Source organism: Paraburkholderia dipogonis (genome assembly GCF_046027395.1).
Classification (GTDB): Bacteria; Pseudomonadota; Gammaproteobacteria; order Burkholderiales; family Burkholderiaceae; genus Paraburkholderia; species Paraburkholderia dipogonis_A.
Genome location: NZ_JAQQEG010000033.1, coordinates 1 through 15699, shown reverse-complemented (window position 1 = coordinate 15699; position 15699 = coordinate 1). Strand labels below are relative to the sequence as shown.

The 15699-nt window shown below is 64.0% G+C and carries 17 protein-coding genes; 12 read left to right on the top strand and 5 right to left on the bottom strand.

The window, feature by feature from the left end:
• The first annotated feature begins 32 nt into the window (after positions 1–32).
• Positions 33–551, top strand: a complete 519-nt coding sequence (locus PQR32_RS29310; protein WP_408217391.1) for a sigma-70 family RNA polymerase sigma factor — start codon at positions 33–35, stop codon at positions 549–551.
• Positions 548–1378 (top strand): anti-sigma factor family protein, encoded by an 831-nt coding sequence (locus PQR32_RS29305; protein WP_408235211.1) that lies wholly within the window; start codon positions 548–550, stop codon positions 1376–1378. The genes PQR32_RS29310 and PQR32_RS29305 overlap by 4 nt, the downstream gene beginning before the upstream one ends.
• Positions 1379–1466: 88 nt before the next feature.
• On the opposite strand, the gene PQR32_RS29300 is transcribed toward PQR32_RS29305, so the two are convergent.
• Positions 1467–2405 carry a helix-turn-helix domain-containing protein gene (locus tag PQR32_RS29300; protein WP_408235208.1) on the bottom strand — a complete coding sequence of 313 codons (939 nt, stop codon included), beginning with the start codon at positions 2403–2405 and terminating at the stop codon, positions 1467–1469.
• A gap of 208 nt (positions 2406–2613) precedes the next feature.
• Here PQR32_RS29300 and PQR32_RS29295 point away from each other — a divergent pair, with 208 nt between their 5' ends.
• Positions 2614–3531, top strand: a complete 918-nt coding sequence (locus tag PQR32_RS29295) for an NmrA family NAD(P)-binding protein (RefSeq protein WP_408235205.1) — start codon at positions 2614–2616, stop codon at positions 3529–3531.
• Positions 3532–3545: 14 nt separating this feature from the next.
• Positions 3546–3749, top strand: a complete 204-nt coding sequence (locus tag PQR32_RS29290) for a hypothetical protein (protein WP_408235202.1) — start codon at positions 3546–3548, stop codon at positions 3747–3749.
• 128 nt (positions 3750–3877) lie between these two features.
• On the opposite strand, the gene ribA is transcribed toward PQR32_RS29290, so the two are convergent.
• Positions 3878–4528, bottom strand: coding sequence for a GTP cyclohydrolase II (ribA, locus tag PQR32_RS29285; protein ID WP_408235537.1), 651 nt, complete (start codon positions 4526–4528; stop codon positions 3878–3880).
• Between the two features lie 270 nt (positions 4529–4798).
• Between ribA and PQR32_RS29280 the strand changes: the two genes are divergently transcribed.
• Positions 4799–5242 carry a CBS domain-containing protein gene (locus PQR32_RS29280; protein ID WP_054036399.1) on the top strand — a complete coding sequence of 148 codons (444 nt, stop codon included), beginning with the start codon at positions 4799–4801 and terminating at the stop codon, positions 5240–5242.
• Positions 5243–5612: 370 nt separating this feature from the next.
• Here PQR32_RS29280 and PQR32_RS29275 read toward each other — a convergent pair whose 3' ends face one another.
• Both PQR32_RS29275 and PQR32_RS29270 read right to left on the bottom strand, forming a co-directional pair.
• Positions 5613–5957: a DUF4148 domain-containing protein gene (locus PQR32_RS29275; RefSeq protein WP_408235199.1), complete on the bottom strand. Its 345-nt coding sequence runs from the start codon at positions 5955–5957 to the stop codon at positions 5613–5615.
• A gap of 282 nt (positions 5958–6239) precedes the next feature.
• Positions 6240–6881 carry a DNA-3-methyladenine glycosylase gene (locus PQR32_RS29270; protein ID WP_408235197.1) on the bottom strand — a complete coding sequence of 214 codons (642 nt, stop codon included), beginning with the start codon at positions 6879–6881 and terminating at the stop codon, positions 6240–6242.
• A 413-nt stretch (positions 6882–7294) separates the two neighbouring features.
• Here PQR32_RS29270 and PQR32_RS29265 point away from each other — a divergent pair, with 413 nt between their 5' ends.
• Both PQR32_RS29265 and PQR32_RS29260 read left to right on the top strand, forming a co-directional pair.
• Complete coding sequence (locus PQR32_RS29265) at positions 7295–7651, top strand: BON domain-containing protein (protein WP_408235194.1); 357 nt, start codon at positions 7295–7297, stop codon at positions 7649–7651.
• A gap of 475 nt (positions 7652–8126) precedes the next feature.
• Entirely contained in the window at positions 8127–9209 is a 1083-nt protein-coding gene (locus PQR32_RS29260) for a calcium:cation antiporter (protein WP_408235192.1), read from the top strand.
• A 68-nt stretch (positions 9210–9277) separates the two neighbouring features.
• On the opposite strand, the gene PQR32_RS29255 is transcribed toward PQR32_RS29260, so the two are convergent.
• Positions 9278–10171 (bottom strand): LysR substrate-binding domain-containing protein, encoded by an 894-nt coding sequence (locus tag PQR32_RS29255; protein WP_408235189.1) that lies wholly within the window; start codon positions 10169–10171, stop codon positions 9278–9280.
• Positions 10172–10703: 532 nt separating this feature from the next.
• Between PQR32_RS29255 and PQR32_RS29250 the strand changes: the two genes are divergently transcribed.
• From PQR32_RS29250 to PQR32_RS29230, 5 genes are read left to right on the top strand one after another with little or no spacing between them, the layout of a single operon-like run.
• Positions 10704–11798 (top strand): ABC transporter substrate-binding protein, encoded by a 1095-nt coding sequence (locus PQR32_RS29250; RefSeq protein ID WP_408235186.1) that lies wholly within the window; start codon positions 10704–10706, stop codon positions 11796–11798.
• Positions 11795–12760, top strand: coding sequence for an ABC transporter permease (locus tag PQR32_RS29245; RefSeq protein ID WP_408235183.1), 966 nt, complete (start codon positions 11795–11797; stop codon positions 12758–12760). Before PQR32_RS29250 ends, PQR32_RS29245 begins: the two co-directional genes overlap by 4 nt.
• Entirely contained in the window at positions 12757–13638 is an 882-nt protein-coding gene (locus PQR32_RS29240) for an ABC transporter permease (RefSeq protein WP_408235180.1), read from the top strand. Before PQR32_RS29245 ends, PQR32_RS29240 begins: the two co-directional genes overlap by 4 nt.
• Before the next feature lie 49 nt (positions 13639–13687).
• Complete coding sequence (locus tag PQR32_RS29235; RefSeq protein ID WP_408235177.1) at positions 13688–14761, top strand: ABC transporter ATP-binding protein; 1074 nt, start codon at positions 13688–13690, stop codon at positions 14759–14761.
• Positions 14762–14816: 55 nt separating this feature from the next.
• Positions 14817–15641, top strand: coding sequence for a transporter substrate-binding domain-containing protein (locus PQR32_RS29230; protein WP_408235174.1), 825 nt, complete (start codon positions 14817–14819; stop codon positions 15639–15641).
• Positions 15642–15699: the final 58 nt, after the last annotated feature.

The following is a 15699-nucleotide window of genomic DNA, read 5'->3' as shown; positions in this document are numbered from 1 at the left end:
GCCCGCGAAAAACCCCACGATCGGGATACAAAATGGATGTCCGTGACGAGTTGATGGAGCATGTGCCGCGTTTGCGGCGCTATGCGCGAGCGTTGATCAACAATCGCGACCTCGCCGACGATCTGGTGCAGGACACGCTCGAGCGCGCGCTCGGCCGCACCGGCATGTTCCAGCCGGGCACCGACCTGCGCGCGTGGCTATTTACGATCATGCACAACGTGTTCGCCAATCAGGCGCGCAAGGCTTCGGCGCGCGCCGTCCACGTGGCGGTCGACGACGAAAGCGTGCACGAAAGCGAATTCGCCGTGCCCTCCGAGCAGACCCGCTCGCTGGAAATGCGCGACCTCGACTACGCGCTGCAGCGCCTGCCCATGGAGCAGCGCGAAGTCGTGCTGCTGGTGGGCCTCGAGGAAATGAGCTATGCCGACGTGGCGCTCGCGCTGAACATTCCGCTCGGCACGGTGATGTCGCGGCTGTCGCGCGGACGCGAACGCTTGCGGGCGTTGATGGCGGGCACGCAGCCCGGTGCAAAATTACAGGTGGTGCGATGAGCGACCAAACGATGCCGATCGGCGAAGAAGACCTGCATGCGTACGTGGACGGCACGCTGTCCGACGAACGCCGTGCCGATGTGGAGCGCGCGCTCGAACAGAACCCCGAACTGGCCGCGCGCGTCAGCGATTATTTTTCGCTGAACAACATGTTCCATGAGCGCTACGACCGCGTGCTGAGCGAGCCCGTGCCGAAGCGCCTGCAGGCACCCGCGCCGCGCCGCTGGCGGATTGCCGCCAACTGGCCGCAGTTCGCCGGAATGGCGGCGGCGCTGGTGATGATGGGCGTGGGCATCGGCGTGGGCACGCATATGGGACAGGACGTGATCGCGCCGGTCGCGGGCGGCCACTCGGACACGCGCCCTGTCAGTGCGGACAGCTCGGAAATGTTCGCTCGGCAAGCGGCGGTGGCGCATGTGGTCTACATGCCCGCCGTCGACCGGCCGACCGAGATGAGCACCGATGATCACGAACAGGATTTCGTGCAGTGGCTCTCGAACCGGCTCGGCACCAACGTGCATCCGCCGATTCTCTCGAAGAGCGGCTTCAATCTCTCGGGCGGCCGCCTGCTGCCCGGTGCCGACGGACCCACCGCGCAGTTCATGTATCGCGGGCCGAACGGCGAGCGCGTCACGCTGTGCATTTCGCGTCGCCAGCAGAACTCGAACACAACTGCGTTCAAGCTGTATCAGGACGGCCCGGTGAACGTGTTCTACTGGATCGACGGCGACTTCGGCTATGCAGTGTCGGGCGGAATCGAACGCAAGCAGTTGCTGCAACTGTCGCATGACATCTATTCGCAGTTGACGGGCGCGGCGCCGGGGTGATCGCTGGCCTGCACTACGGTTTGCGCTATAGCTTGCAGGTGTGCGGCCTCGATTCAGTGAGGCCGCGCGCATGGCGCCATTCGAGGGTCTAGCGCGGTGTAGCAATGCGGCGAGAATTGCTCGAATCGAACTCGACAATGTTGCCTGCATTCGCACTCGACCTGATCAGCTCGCGCGGCGTCACACCCAGCAAGCGGCCCATCCAATGCGCCATGTGACTCTGATGCGCGAAGCCCGTATCGAGCGCGATCTGACTCGCGTTGAGCTTGCCTTGCAGCAGCAGCGTCCGCGCGCGCTCCACGCGCCGCTGCACCACGTATTGATGCACCGGCACGCCGAGCGTCTCGCGAAACAACACCTTGAAATGCGGCACGCTCAACTCGGCGAGCGCGGCCAGCTCGGTCAGCGTGAGACGCTGGTCCAGATTCGTTTCGATGAACTCGATCACGCGCGCGGCCGTTTTCGGCGCGAGCGTGCGCCGCTTGTTATCGAGCGTCGGCGCACCGCCGATCAGTCGCACCACCATCGCCGTACACAGGCTTTCGGCGTAAAGCGGATCGGATGCCTCGTCCGCTTCGAGTTCGGCGCGCAACGCCCAGGCGAGATGCTGAAAGCGCGGATCGCGCAGTTGGAATTGCGGGCGCAGTTGCGCGCCGCTCGATTTCAGCGACAGTTGCTCGACGGTCCGCTGCGCGAACGCCTCGCTGATCCACACGCTGAAAATCGTGCAGGCGGCTTCATCGCTCCACTGCCCGTCGAGTCCGGCGGGAATCACGTCGGCATCGCCATGCGCCTGGATTCGCGAGTAGCGGCGCTCGTTGCACAGGCAGCGTGCCTTGACGGGCGCGCCGACATGCACGCCCACCCGGTGAAATTTGAACGCGGGAATACGGTGCAGCCCGGCCGACACGTTGACCAGTTCCGCGCCGAAGCCTTGCCAGCCGAGCAGCCTGCTCGAACGCAACACGACGCGGGAACCGCTATGCGGCTGCGGTTGCAGTACAGGTATCGGTGTCACTGCATTCATTGCTTCCCTCGTGGACGGCGGCCAATGTGAGTACATTGTGCGGCGTTTTTTGCGGCTTCGCTCGACTCTACGTGTTTCATCGCTCCTGCTGCGGCGCCGCGGCGGATAAAACCGTCATCCGAATCTGCGCGGCGCGATCCGTGCCCGCGCGCCCCGTGATCGCTGCGCCCCTAAGATGAGGCCATACCGAGCCAACAAGGAGCGCAACGTGTTCGTGATTTTTGGAGCAGCCGGCAATGTCGGCACAGTGAGCGCGGCGGCATTGCGCCGGGCGGGCCGCAACGTGCGTGCGGTGGTCCGCGATAAAAAACAGGGCGAATTCCTCGCCGGGATCGGCTGCGAGATCGCCGTCGCCGATCTGCTCGACGCCGAGATGGTGGCGCGCGCAATCGAAGGCGCGCATGCCGTGCAACTGCTATGTCCAGTGCCGCGCGGACACGCCGATCCCGCACAGGCGATGCGGCGCACGATCGACGTGAGCATGGCGGCATTGCGCGCCAACCCGCCCTCCCGCATTCTCGCGCTCTCCGACTACGGCGCGGAACATGCGGCCGGCACGGGCATCACCACGCTGTTTCACGAGCTTGAAACGCAACTGCGAACGGTGGACTCGCAGTTGATGTTTCTGCGCGCCGCCGAACACATGCACAACTGGGCTCGCGTGCTGCCGATCGCGCTCGCGAGAGGCGCGCTGCCGAGTCTGCATCATCCGTTGAGCAAGCGCTTTCCGACCGTCGCCGCACAGGACGTGGGCCTGCTGGCCGCCGAGTTGTTGCTCGACGACAGCGTGCAGCCGGTCTCACCGCGTGTCGTGAGCATCGAAAGCGATGAGCGCGTCAGCGCATTGGACGTGGCGCGCACGATTAGCGAACTGGCGGGCCGTGCGGTCGTGGCACGCGAAGTGCCACGCGGCGAATGGGCCACGGTGCTGCAAGGCGCGGGGCTCGGCGAACATCACGCGCGTTTGATCACCGATCTCTACGACGCGCACAACGCGGGTCGTATCGACGTCGAAGCGGACATCGGCGAGCGGCGTTTCGGCGCGACGACGCTAGCCGAAGTATTGGCGGCGATTCTGCCGCGCGTGGCCGCTGCTGCGGCAACTGCCGACGGCACCGCTCGCTAAAGAGGAGAGACCGCATGCATACCTGCCCTTTGCTACGCGCATCGATCGATGCACGCAAGGTCGCATCTCAACATCGAACGCAGTCGACGCGCATAAGCATGCGCGCGCGGCGCTGGCTGGCGATATCGGCAAGTCTCGTGGGATGGCTGGGCTGGCGCGCGCTGCGGGACGTGCTCAACGCAATTCCCGACAGCAACGACGACTTCAGCCTGTTCTGATCCGCCGCACTTCGATATATCGAAGGCACAAAGCAAAGCGCCCGGCATGCCGGGCGCAAGATATCGACGAATCCGCCGCTACAACGCCGGCTGCCGTTCACACACGGCGGCCGGTGCATAAGCGTGGCTCATTCGTTCTCATCGAAGTAATGACCGAACTTGACCTGCTTCGTACGGATATAACGCTCGTTTTCCTCGCGCATCGGAATCGCCAGCGCGACCCGCTCGCACACCGGAATGCCGTGCTTGGACAGCGTGTCGAACTTCTCCGGATTGTTGCTCATCAGGCGCACCGACGTGACCTTCAGCGTGCGCAGAATGCCCGCGGCCGAGTCGTATTCGCGCGAGTCGTCCGGCAAGCCGAGATCGAGATTGGCCTCGACAGTGTCGCGCCCCTGCTCCTGCAGCGCATACGCACGAATCTTGTTCGACAGGCCGATGCCACGCCCTTCGTGGCCGCGCAGGTACAGCAGCACGCCGCAGCCTTCCGCCGCGATGTAGCGCAGCGCGAGGTCGAGTTGCTCGCCGCAGTCGCAGCGGTACGAGCCGAGCACGTCGCCGGTGAGGCACTCGGAATGCAGGCGCGTCAACACGGACGACTGGTTGGCGACGTCGCCCATCACGAGCGCGAGATGTTCGGCGCCGCTCTCGCATACGCGGAACACGTAGGAAGTGAACGTGCCGTAGCGCGTGGGAAGCGTGGCGGTGGCGTCGAGAATGACGCATTCGCCGTTGGGTGCGCCGTCTACTACAGGCGACGGATCGTGAGACGTGAGCATGGCGTTAGACAATGGTGCTGACATGAACCCGATCAAACCGGGAATAAGGTACGGACTGGGAGTTTACCGCTAATCGGCATCCCGCACCCGTATGCCCTTGCATACAGCACGGAACCGCCGTCGCGGCGCGCCGCTACCCGAGTTAAACGTAGCGCGCGCCACAGGTATTCCCGAAGTACCCCGGTGCCGCGTCACGCCTATACTGGAATGGCCTGTCCCTCACGACAGCGCGCCGCGCCGGCGTGCTGCACTGCGAAACGGAGCCGCTCCATGACAAGCGTTGCACAGCTTCTTAAAACGAAACCGAACAACACCACCGTTTTCACTGTCGGGGCCGACGACTCAGTCTACGACGCGATCAAGCTGATGGCTGAAAAGGGCATCGGCGCGCTGGTCGTCACGGACGGCGACAGCATCGCCGGAATCGTCACGGAGCGCGACTATGCGCGCAAGGTCGTGCTGATGGACCGTTCGTCGAAGGCCACGCCGGTGCGCGACATCATGAGCAAGGCCGTGCGCTTTGTCCGCCCCGATCAGACCACCGACGACTGCATGGCCCTCATGACAGAGCGGCGCATGCGCCACTTGCCGGTGATCGAGAATGACCGGCTGGTCGGCATGGTATCGATCGGCGATCTGGTGAAGAACATCATCGCCGAACAGCAGTTCACGATTCAGCAGCTCGAGTTCTATATTCACGGCGAGCGGCCCTGACAGACGGCACACGCGGCAGAACCAGACGCGCAAAAAACGCCCAATCCGTGAAACGGTTGGGCGAAGCTACCTTGCGGCAGCGGAGGTTCCTTGACTCGTGGGCCGCGACTCGCGCGGCACGGCGGTCTTGTGGCGCTCGCGGCTCTGCTGCCGCGCGTCGCGCCCGAATCAATTCGACGGTTGAAACCTGCGCGCCATGAGTGCAGCGCGCACGTCGATAGCAATTTCACACTGCTTGCTGACTGCCTACTGCATTTCGCTTCGAGACGAAACGCTACCGGTTGATCCGCTCGCCTTCGCCTCGATCGACGTTCTGAAGAGCCGGCCGCCAAGGCTTGAATCCACCTCCGCAACCGGCTCCCTCGCTGGCTTAATGACCGAAGTACACCGACTTCGGACCCGACATCGGCTGAACCACGCCGCCGGCTTGCGACGAACCACTCGTCGCGCCACCGTAACCACTGGTATCGGCGACCGGTTCCTGAGTCTGCGCGACGGCCGGATTTTGCGCCTGTACGCGCTGTTCGGCAGCCTGAATGTCGGCCGGATAGGTCGAGTCGTTGGACGTGCCCGGGTTATAGCCGGCTTGTTCGACCCGGATCAGATCGGCGCGAACTTCCGCGCGGCTGACCGGCTGCTGGCTCGACTGAGCGAACGAAGCGATCGGAGCGGCGAGAACGGCTGCAATGGCGACTGCCTTGATGAGCGATTTCATGATGACTTACCTCCAGACCTGGTTTTATTTGCGACGCTTGCCACACCATGTGAGAAGCGAGTGATTTCAGTCTAGTCATCAGATCGCCAAGGGAAAACCCTTAATTTCGAGATAGATAATTGTCGAAATTGCAAGAATGATCCGAAAATTACCGCGGCACCCGATCCAAATAGCATCTTTGACGTAATAATTGTCGGGATCGTAACCCTTTGTGTCTGAAGTTTCAAAAATACGTCTGATCTGAGCGTGTTGTGCCGGCTGACGCGTGATCGCCGGGCAAATTTACGCCCTTTTCGGCGCACCGGACTGGGGCATCAGCAGGAGCCTGCGCGGCCCGCTGACAAAGGCGCTGCCGGGTTCGAAAAACCTGAGCGGCCGATGCATTTCGCGCGACAAGCCAATGCGCGTCGTTACCCCCACCGGCACTTCGCCCCGTTCCATGACGCCGATCCACAAGCTGCGGCCCGAGCACAGATCCCAGCCGTCGAACGCCGGGCCGATGCCGAGCGCCATCGTGAGCCGGCCGGGCCCGCGCGCGAGATCGCGCAGCGGCACGCCGGGCCGTCGCGCTTCCATGAGCGGCAGGCCTTCGAGCGGCTCGATCGCGCGCAACAGAATACCGGCGCCAACCTCTTCCGCTTCGGCGGACATGTTGAGCATGTATGACAGCCCATAGGTGAGCCGCACATACGCGTGACCCGGCGCGAGAAACATCGAACCGTTATACGGACGACGGCCCATGAACGCATGACTGGTCGAATCGCCGAGCGGATACGCCTCGGTCTCGACGATTCGTCCGCTCACACGCCCTTCGGGCAGATCGTGGACGAGGTATTTGCCGATCATGAAGCGCGCGAGTTCGACGGTATCGAGGGGTAATTCGTCACGAAGCAATGGCAGGATGGGAAGTTGATGTTTGCGCATGCGTCAGGCCTTATTTTTAAAGCGCATGGTGAGGACTCAAAAGATAGGCGAACGGTATGGGGGATGCGTGGAATCGGGCCGCCGAGCGCCGCAAACGGCGCGAGGCAACGCATTGGTTCCAGCGGTTGAGCGCCATCGGCCAGTTTTCATCGGCCCATTCGTTGTACCAAAACCTCACTTCCGTGCTGCGCTGCCATCACCATGGCACTAATTGGAGTATCGTGTGTTTCCGGCCTGCAGCACAGCCTTTGCCGGCTCGCGTGTGTTTCGGCCCGCCCGAATCAGCATACAGATTGAAAGCATTCGCACGATCCGCAGCACGTTCCATTCAGTTTTGATCCCGATGTACCTGCTGGTGTAGCGCACTGCCTCATTCGGGGGCGGTTGTACCCATGACAATAGGAGAGAGTTGAATGAAAGCATTCCCGGCAATCAAGATGATCGGCAGCGCGGTGATTGTTCTCGCGTCCCTCAATGCGTATGCGCAGAGCAGCGATGCCGCAGCTCCGGCGGCGGCATCGGCGTCACCGACGGCCAAGCAGACCAAGGCGGCCGATCGCGCCTTGGGACGCAAGGTCCGCACCGCACTGTCGAAGACCAAGGGCCTGAGCGTGGCGAACATCACCGTGCGTGCACGTGGCGGCGCAGTGACGCTGGCGGGCTCCGTGCCCGAGCAGCCGCAAGTCGACCTGGCCACTCAGGCGGCACAAGGCGTGGCCGGCGTGACGTCGGTCAAGAACGCCCTGACGATTCGTCCGGTCGGCCAGTAAATCGAGTGAACCTGCTGTAACGACATAGCGGGACGCCAATGCCTTCTCGCAAGGCATTGGCGCCACCGGAGCGGTTTCGCCGGATGCGGCGCGCCCGCAGTATCCTCGACACACCAGGGGTTTCCCGACATCCCGCGTTCAGCCGACGGAACCTCAATGCATACCGGTCGCCATAGCCACCGCGCATTAGCCACGCACCGGCCACGTCCGCGACGCGTTACCCGCGCGATTCTGCGTGACCCGATCCCTTTCTCCAGCAGTCGCCGTTTGCTCTACAGCATGCCGGACGCACGCCGTCGTCATGTGGCCCTGAGACTCGACAAAGCCCCGTCTACGAACAACTATCCTTTATAATTTAATGCGTTAGCGCGTGTTGATTAGAAGATGCATGAATCTGTGCGCTCGCTTCAAGCCAAGGCGGAAGCCGATCACGCCCCGCCGGGCCACTCACTACAAGCATTAAAAGGAAGCCCGAATGACCACGCCCGCGACCGTTCTGCCCCGCTGGACCATTGCCGCGCCATTCGTCGCGTGGATCGTGCTCGGTATCGCATATGCCATGCCGGACAGCGGCCTGCTGCTCGCGCTGGTCGGCGTGGCGCTGTGTGCGGCGGTCTTCACGGCGGTGCATCATGCGGAAGTGGTCGCGCATCGGGTCGGTGAACCGTTCGGCACGCTGGTGCTGGCGGTGGCCGTCACCGTGATCGAAGTCGCGCTGATCGTCTCGGTCATGCTGACATCCGGTCCGGAAAAGGCCGGTCTCGCGCGCGACACCGTATTCGCCGCGGTGATGATCGTCTGCAACGGCATTGTCGGCATTTGCCTGCTGGTGGGCGGCATCCGCCATCGTGAGCAGGATTTTCAAAGCCGTGGCGCCGCTGCCGCGCTAGCCGTGCTCGCGTCGCTGTCCGTGCTGACGCTGGTCATGCCGAACTACACGACCACCAGCGTCGGTCCGATCCTGTCGTCTTCGCAACTGGCGTTTGCCGGGGTGTCGTCCCTCGTGCTGTACGGCGTGTTCGTGTTCGTGCAAACCGTACGCCATCGCGATTACTTCCTGGCTGCCACGCCGGACGAGGACGTCCACGCCGCGCCGCCAAGCGCCGGCCAGGCGCGGGCGGCCGGTGGCTTGCTGCTGGTGTGCCTCGTCGCGGTGGTATTGCTCGCGAAGGTGCTCTCGCCGGTGGTCGAAACCGCAGTCAAAAATGCGGGCGCGCCGGCCGCCGTAGTCGGCATTGTGATTGCCGCGCTCGTGCTGCTGCCTGAAGGGCTGGCCGCCGTGCGCGCGGCGCGCGCCGACCGCTTGCAGAACAGTCTGAATCTCGCGCTCGGCTCGGCGCTGGCCAGTATCGGGCTGACCATTCCGACCGTGGCCGGGGTGTTTTTGTACACCGGCCAGCCGCTGGTGCTCGGCATCGACGGCAAGGAAACCGTGCTGCTCGTCCTCACGCTGATAGTCGGCACGCTCACGCTCAGCTCGGGCCGCACGACGATTCTTCAAGGCGCCGTGCATCTGTCGCTGTTCGCGGCGTATCTGTTTCTGTCGTTCGCGCCTTGACCTCGGGCGTCAGAGCCTGAAGGAGCGGCGTCGGATCCGCTGACCCACGCCGCCACACGATAGCCGGACTACTCCTCCCAGTGCGCCGCGATCCAGTCGCGAAACAGATTCAGCTTCTGCTGATGTGCGACCGAGTCCGGGTAGACGAAGTAATAACGCCAGCCGGTCCTGAGCACCGTATCGAACGGCCGCACGAGACGCCTGGCCGCCACGTCCTCGTCGATCAGCGCAAGATCGCTGATCGCGACACCGAACCCCTGTAACGCGGCGTTGGTCGCCATATCGAGCGTGTCGAAGCTCGGGCCGTGCTCGGCGTCGATCGCCGCGGCGTTTGCGGCATCGATCTCGGTCACCTTGGCGAGCCACATCTTCCAGTCGCGATGATCGCGCGTGGGATGCAGCAGCGTGTGGCGCGCGAGGTCGGCCACCTCGGCAAGCGGCTTGTCTTTCAGCAGATCGGGCGCGCACACGGGCGTCAGACGTTCCTCGAACAACGGCACCGCCTGCACGTCCGCCCCCGGCGACGAGCCGTAAATGATCGCGGCGTCGAACGGTTCGAGCTGGAAATCGACGTCGTGCTGCCACGTGGTCGTGATCTGCACGTGCAACTCTGGATACTCGGCCTGGAAGCGCATGATTTTCGGCAGCATCCAGCGCATCACACAGGTCGGCACTTTCAGTGCGAGATCGGTGCGCTGCCGTGTGAGGCGCAGCGAAATTTCCTCGATGCGCGCGAAGCTCTCCTTCACGGCCGGCAGCAACAATTCCCCTTCGGCGGTGAGCGTCAGGCCTTTCGCATGGCGCTTGAAGAGCGGAAACTTGTAGTAGTCCTCGAGCGCGATGATTTGCCGGCTGACCGCGCCCTGTGTCAGGCATAGATGGTCGGCGGCGCGCGTGAAACTGCGATGCCGCGCCACGGTTTCGAAAATCTGCAGCGCGTTGAGCGGCGGTAGGCGTCGCATCGTGGGTATCCAGTACGATCAGGAAAATTCATTGCTTGGGCGTGGCGGCGGGAGTATCGCCTGCCGCAAAAACGCCTCTTGCGGTCCTACAGGATACGCGATCACAAATTGCCGTACGAGAAGCAGCCAACGCGACGGTCATGCATTCGGCTCATGCCGGCGCCGAACCTTGCCGTTAACCAGTCCAGCATGCACCGGCACAGGGCAAAGCACGTCCACAACCGCACCAGAACCGAGCTTTCCTCATACCTCCACGGGAGCGCGAATCGTCGACGAAACATGGACGTTAACCCGCATGCGTTACTGCCTCGGCGCTCCCGCCCTCTGACCGGCGTGCGCCGCTCCGGTCGCGCGACGGCCGTTGCATGAGATTACGTCATGCCCTCCATGCGCATATTTCGTTTGTTGAGGGATTTTGGCAAACCTAGAGTGCATCCACACGCAGCGCAGGGAAGCAACGCAAACGAGCGATGCAGCGGCGGCGGTCACAGCGATATCACCAGGCAACAGGCGTTCAACACAGGAGATCGCCATGGAAGAGATCAAACGGGGTAGAAGGCAGGCCATCAAGACGATCGGCGCGGCGCTCGCGGCGTCCACGTTGCCGATGCCGTTCATCAATCTGCGCGCTCAGGAACACAACTTCAGCGGCAAGACGTTGCGCCTCCTGACCTGGTCGGACGACACGGGCGCCGCCGCTTTGCGCAATATCGCCGCCACGTTCACCGCAAAAACCGGCGCCAAAGTGATCGCCGACCGCGCCGACGGCACCTCCGGCATGGTTGCGAAGGTCAAGGCCGCGGGCGATCGCCCGACCTACGACGTCATCACGCTAGCCGGCGTCGGCGCGGCCGGTCTCGGCGACGCCGGTTTGCTGATGAAGCCCGATCTGGACAAGCTGCCGAACCTGAAAGACGTCGCGGCGCAGTACCGCACGGGCGCGAACGGCTTCGGCGTCGGCTATCTGCTGTGGTCGGACGGGTTGATCTACAACACGTCGACGGTCAAAACCGCGCCGGCATCGTACGAAGCATTGTGGGATCCCAAATACGCCGGCCGCCTGTTCCTGCCGCCGCCCGAGTGGGCCGAAGCGGTGGATCTCGCGATCATCGCCGCGAAGATGAACGGCGGCTCGCAACAGAACATCGAGCCGGGCTTTCAGAAACTGATGCAGCTGAAAGATCGCGTGATGACGCTCGGCGAGAACCCGAACCAGGTGGCCGATCTGTTCCGCACCGGCTCGCTCGATATCGGCGGCATCTATTCACCGGCGTTCTTCCCCAACCAGATCCGCAAGCCCGAGTACAAGATGGGCGTGACCTACGGCATGAAGGAAGGCTTCGCCACGCAGCTGATGTTCACCGTGATCCCCAAGGCGCATCCGGGCGACAGCGATCTGATCCACGCCTTCATCAACCATTCGCTCGACGCGGGCGTGCAAGGCCGCATGGCCGCCGACGTGCTGAACGGCCCGGTCAATTCGAAAGCGGTGATTCCCGCCGAGAGCCGCGCGTTCGTGCCGAGTCCGCAGCAGATCGCCGAGAAAGCCGTGCTGCATGACGACAAGGCGCTCGCCGTGGTGCAGCCGGCGTGGATCAAGCGTTACACCGAAATCTTCTCGGCATGACCGCGATGCTCGCGCGCTTTTCGCGGCGTGCTTCATCGGCGTCCGCTGCTTCGTCCGCTGCCATGCCGGACGCCGGGTCCGGTCCAGGACCGGACACGCCCGCCGCCACCGCGATGGCAAGGGCGCGGCCGTGGCTGCTGCTCGCGCCGATCCTGCTGTTTCTCGCCATCCTCGGCGCGGCGGCGCTGGTGGTGCTGCGCATGAGCTTCGGCACGCAAGGCAACGAGTGGCGCGGCTTCACGCTGCAAAACTACGCGGACCTGCTCGACGGCTACTTCATGAAGTCGTTGTGGCTCACGTTGAAGCTAGCGTTCCAAAGCATGATCTGCGCAGTGCTGCTGGCGATTCCGGTCGCGTTGGCGATGGCGCGCACGAAGTCGCGGCTCGCACGACGGCTTCTGCTCGCGGGCGTGCTGCTGCCGCTGCTGGTCAATCTGCTGCTGCAAGGCTATGGCTGGCTGATCATCCTCGGGCCGGCCGGTCTGCTCAATCACGCGCTGCTCGGCAGCGGCCTCGTGCAACGTCCGTTGATGTGGCTGTACCGCGAAAACGGCGTGCTGCTCGGCCTGATCCAGACGGCGTTTCCGCTCGCCGTGCTGCCGCTTTCGAGCGCGATGCGCGCGGTCTCGAGCTCCTACGAAGAAGCCGCCGCCACGCTCGGCGCGACACGCTGGCAAACGCTGCGTCACGTGCTGTTGCCGCTCGCCATGCCCGGTCTCGTATCCGGCGCGCTGCTCGTATTCGCCTACAACGCGAGCGCGTTCGCCGTGCCGCTGCTGCTCGGCGGACGACGCGTGCCGATGCTGGCCGTGCTGGTCCACGATCAGGTCGCGCCTTTGCTGAACTGGCCGGCGGCCTCCGCATCGGGTGTCGTACTGATGGTCGCCACGCTGACGGTGATGGCGCTGTCGCAGCGCCTCGTGCGCCGTACGCAGCGTCTCGCCGAGGAGCCTCACGCATGAGCACGCCTATTCAAACCGCGCCGCCGCGCTTGCAGTCGCGTGCACCACGCTTGCCGGCCGTCATGCCCGGCCAGCTCGGCAAGGCCACCGCCCTGCTCGCGGCGATCGTTCTGTTCCTCGCCGCGCTGCCGATCCTCACGATGATCACGATGTCGTTCAGCGCGGCCGACACGCTCGAATTCCCGCCGCACGCCTACGGCTTGCACTGGTATCGCGCCGCGTGGCACAGCTTCGTGTCGCCGGACGCGAGCGACACGCTGTCGATGGGCGGCGCATTGCGCACGAGCCTGATCGTCGCGCTGTCGACGATGGTGATCGCCACGCTCGTCTCGGTGCCCGCCGCCTACGCGCTGAGCCGCTACCGCTTTCGCGGCAAGCCCGCGGTCGAACAACTGGTCGCGTTGCCGCTCGTCTATCCGCTCGTGATGCTCGGCCTGTCGCTGCTGCTGGTGTTCAACGTGCTACCGGTCGAACTCGGCGTGTTCCGCCTGATCATCGCGCACGTGATTCTGGCGCTGCCGTTCACCGTGAAGAATTGCGCGGCGTCGGTCGCCTCCATCGGTCCGGAATTCGAAGAGGCCGCCTGCGTGATGGGCGCGAGTCCTGGCCGTGCGCTCGTCGACGTGATCCTGCCGCTGATGCGCCCCGGCATTCTCGCCGGCATGCTGTTCGCGTTCATCATCTCGTTCAACGAATTCACGGTGACGTTCTTCCTGTACGGCATCGATACGATGACGCTGCCGGTGTGGCTGTACAGCCGCACGGTGTCGTCGCTCGATCCCACCGTGTTCTGTTTCGCCGTGTTCATCGTCGCGATCGACTTCGCGCTGATCTGGCTGCTCGAAAAGCTGATCGGCGACGAAGGCGTCGCGCTGTGACCGCCTCTTTTGAACACGCGCCCATGACGCCCAATTGCTGGAGCATCCGATGACCCATTTAACGTTGCAGGCCGTGACCCGGCGTTTCGGCGTGGCGCATGCCGTGGACAGCGTCGATCTGAGCGTGCCCGACGGCAAGCTGGTGTGCTTTCTCGGCCCGTCCGGCTGCGGCAAGACCACGCTGCTGCGGATGATCGCCGGCCTGGAAACGCCGACCTCGGGCAGCATCCATTTCGCCGGACGCGACATTACGCGGCTGCCGGCGAACCAGCGCGACTTCGGCATGGTGTTTCAATCGCTCGCGCTGTTTCCGCACATGACGGTCGCGCAAAACATCGCGTATCCGCTGAAGCTGCGCAAGACCGCGAAGGACCAGCAGACGCGGCGCGTGAGCGAGTTGCTGGAGTTGATCCAGCTGCCGCACATGGCGAACCGGCCGGTTACGCAACTCTCCGGCGGCCAGCGCCAGCGCGTGGCGATTGCGCGTGCGATCGCCTCGCAGCCGAAACTGCTGCTGCTCGACGAGCCGCTCTCCGCGCTCGACGCCAAGCTGCGCGAAGCGATGCAGGTGGAAATCCGCCTGCTGCAGCAGCGTCTCGGCATCACGACGATCATGGTCACGCACGACCAGCGCGAAGCGATGACGATGGCCGACGAGATCGTCGTGATGGAGAAAGGCCGCATCGCGCAGGTCGGCAAGCCGCTCGATATCTATCGCGATCCGGTCAGCGAGTTCGTCGCCGACTTCATCGGCCTCGGCAATATCCTGCCGGTCACGTACGACGGCGCGGGCGGCGTGAGCCTGCCGGGCGGCCGGCGCATCAGCGTCGTGCAACCGGCGCGCGTGCCGGAGTCCAGCAGCGATATCCGTCTGCTGATCCGCCCGGAAGACGTGTGCGTGAAAGCCGCATCCGATGCGGCAGGCCCGAACCGGCTGCAAGGCACCGTGACGTTTATCCGCGACGTGGGCGCGTCGCTCGAAGCGACCATCGACTGCGCCGGCTTCACGCTGACCGCCGCCACCACGCCGCGCGAAACGCCGGGGCTCACGCTCGGCATGCCGGTGCTCGCGGAATTGCCGCCGCATGCGTGCAAACTGATCGCCGCGCGGGTCGGGCACTGAATCGCACGCCACTAAAACCCATTCCAATACCGACATTTTCGACAGAGGAAAGATCATGAACCACCGCCCCGCTGCCCAAACCCGCACCCGCCGCGTGTTCGCCACGCTCGCCGCGACGCTCGCCTTCACCTCCCTCGGCGCACTGTGCGCGTTGCCGTCGGCCGCGCATGCGGACGCGCTCGACAACATCGCCAAGTCGGGCACGGTGCGCATCGGCGTGTTCGAGGACTATCCGCCGTTCGGCTCGATCGGCCCGGACATGAAACCGATGGGCTACGACATCGACGTCGCCAACCTGATCGGCAAGGCGCTCAACGCCAAGGTCGAACTCGTGCAGGTGACGGGGGACAACCGCATGGCCTACCTCGCCGACCACAAGGCGGACATGCTGCTGTCGGTCGGCCAGACGCCGGAACGTGAAAAGGTGATCGACTTCTCGCAGCCGTACGCGCCGTACTACCTCGCCGTGTTCGGCCCGAAAGCCCTGCCCGTAAAGAACGCCGCCGACCTCGCCGGCAAGTCGATTTCGGTCGCGCGCGGCACGCTGGAAGACCTGAGCGTGACCAAGATCGCGCCGCCCACGGCGAACATCAAACGTTTCGACGATCCTAACGGCGCAATTTCGGCGTTCCTTTCTGGTCAGGTACAGTTGATGGTAGTCGGCAACGACGTCGGCGCCACGATTCTCGCGCGTCATCCCGCCAACGATCCCGAGCAGAAGTTCTCGCTGTTCAGCTCGCCTGATCACGTCGGTTTGAACAAGAACGAGCCACGTCTGAAGCAGAAGGTCGACGAAACGATTGCCAAGGCCCGCAAGGACGGCACCATGAACGCGATTTCGCAGAAGTGGCTGCGTGCGCCGCTGCCGGCCGACCTCTGAACCTTTTTGCGCGGGCCCCCCAACCGGGGGCGCGCCGGCGGGTTGGGGCACGGATACG

Excerpts from the sequence above, each read along its gene's own strand:
- PQR32_RS29255 (WP_408235189.1), bottom strand. The coding sequence starts at position 10,171 with ATGCGACGCCTACCGCCGCTCAACGCGCTGCAGATTTTCGAAACCGTG.
- PQR32_RS29305 (WP_408235211.1), top strand. The coding sequence starts at position 548 with ATGAGCGACCAAACGATGCCGATCGGCGAAGAAGACCTGCATGCGTAC.
- PQR32_RS29270 (WP_408235197.1), bottom strand. The coding sequence starts at position 6,881 with ATGCGCAAACATCAACTTCCCATCCTGCCATTGCTTCGTGACGAATTA.
- PQR32_RS29290 (WP_408235202.1), top strand. The coding sequence starts at position 3,546 with ATGCATACCTGCCCTTTGCTACGCGCATCGATCGATGCACGCAAGGTC.
- PQR32_RS29250 (WP_408235186.1), top strand. The coding sequence starts at position 10,704 with ATGGAAGAGATCAAACGGGGTAGAAGGCAGGCCATCAAGACGATCGGC.
- PQR32_RS29300 (WP_408235208.1), bottom strand. The coding sequence starts at position 2,405 with ATGAATGCAGTGACACCGATACCTGTACTGCAACCGCAGCCGCATAGC.
- PQR32_RS29240 (WP_408235180.1), top strand. The coding sequence starts at position 12,757 with ATGAGCACGCCTATTCAAACCGCGCCGCCGCGCTTGCAGTCGCGTGCA.
- PQR32_RS29280 (WP_054036399.1), top strand. The coding sequence starts at position 4,799 with ATGACAAGCGTTGCACAGCTTCTTAAAACGAAACCGAACAACACCACC.
- PQR32_RS29275 (WP_408235199.1), bottom strand. The coding sequence starts at position 5,957 with ATGAAATCGCTCATCAAGGCAGTCGCCATTGCAGCCGTTCTCGCCGCT.
- ribA (WP_408235537.1), bottom strand. The coding sequence starts at position 4,528 with ATGCTCACGTCTCACGATCCGTCGCCTGTAGTAGACGGCGCACCCAAC.
- PQR32_RS29310 (WP_408217391.1), top strand. The coding sequence starts at position 33 with ATGGATGTCCGTGACGAGTTGATGGAGCATGTGCCGCGTTTGCGGCGC.
- PQR32_RS29235 (WP_408235177.1), top strand. The coding sequence starts at position 13,688 with ATGACCCATTTAACGTTGCAGGCCGTGACCCGGCGTTTCGGCGTGGCG.
- PQR32_RS29265 (WP_408235194.1), top strand. The coding sequence starts at position 7,295 with ATGAAAGCATTCCCGGCAATCAAGATGATCGGCAGCGCGGTGATTGTT.
- PQR32_RS29260 (WP_408235192.1), top strand. The coding sequence starts at position 8,127 with ATGACCACGCCCGCGACCGTTCTGCCCCGCTGGACCATTGCCGCGCCA.
- PQR32_RS29245 (WP_408235183.1), top strand. The coding sequence starts at position 11,795 with ATGACCGCGATGCTCGCGCGCTTTTCGCGGCGTGCTTCATCGGCGTCC.
- PQR32_RS29230 (WP_408235174.1), top strand. The coding sequence starts at position 14,817 with ATGAACCACCGCCCCGCTGCCCAAACCCGCACCCGCCGCGTGTTCGCC.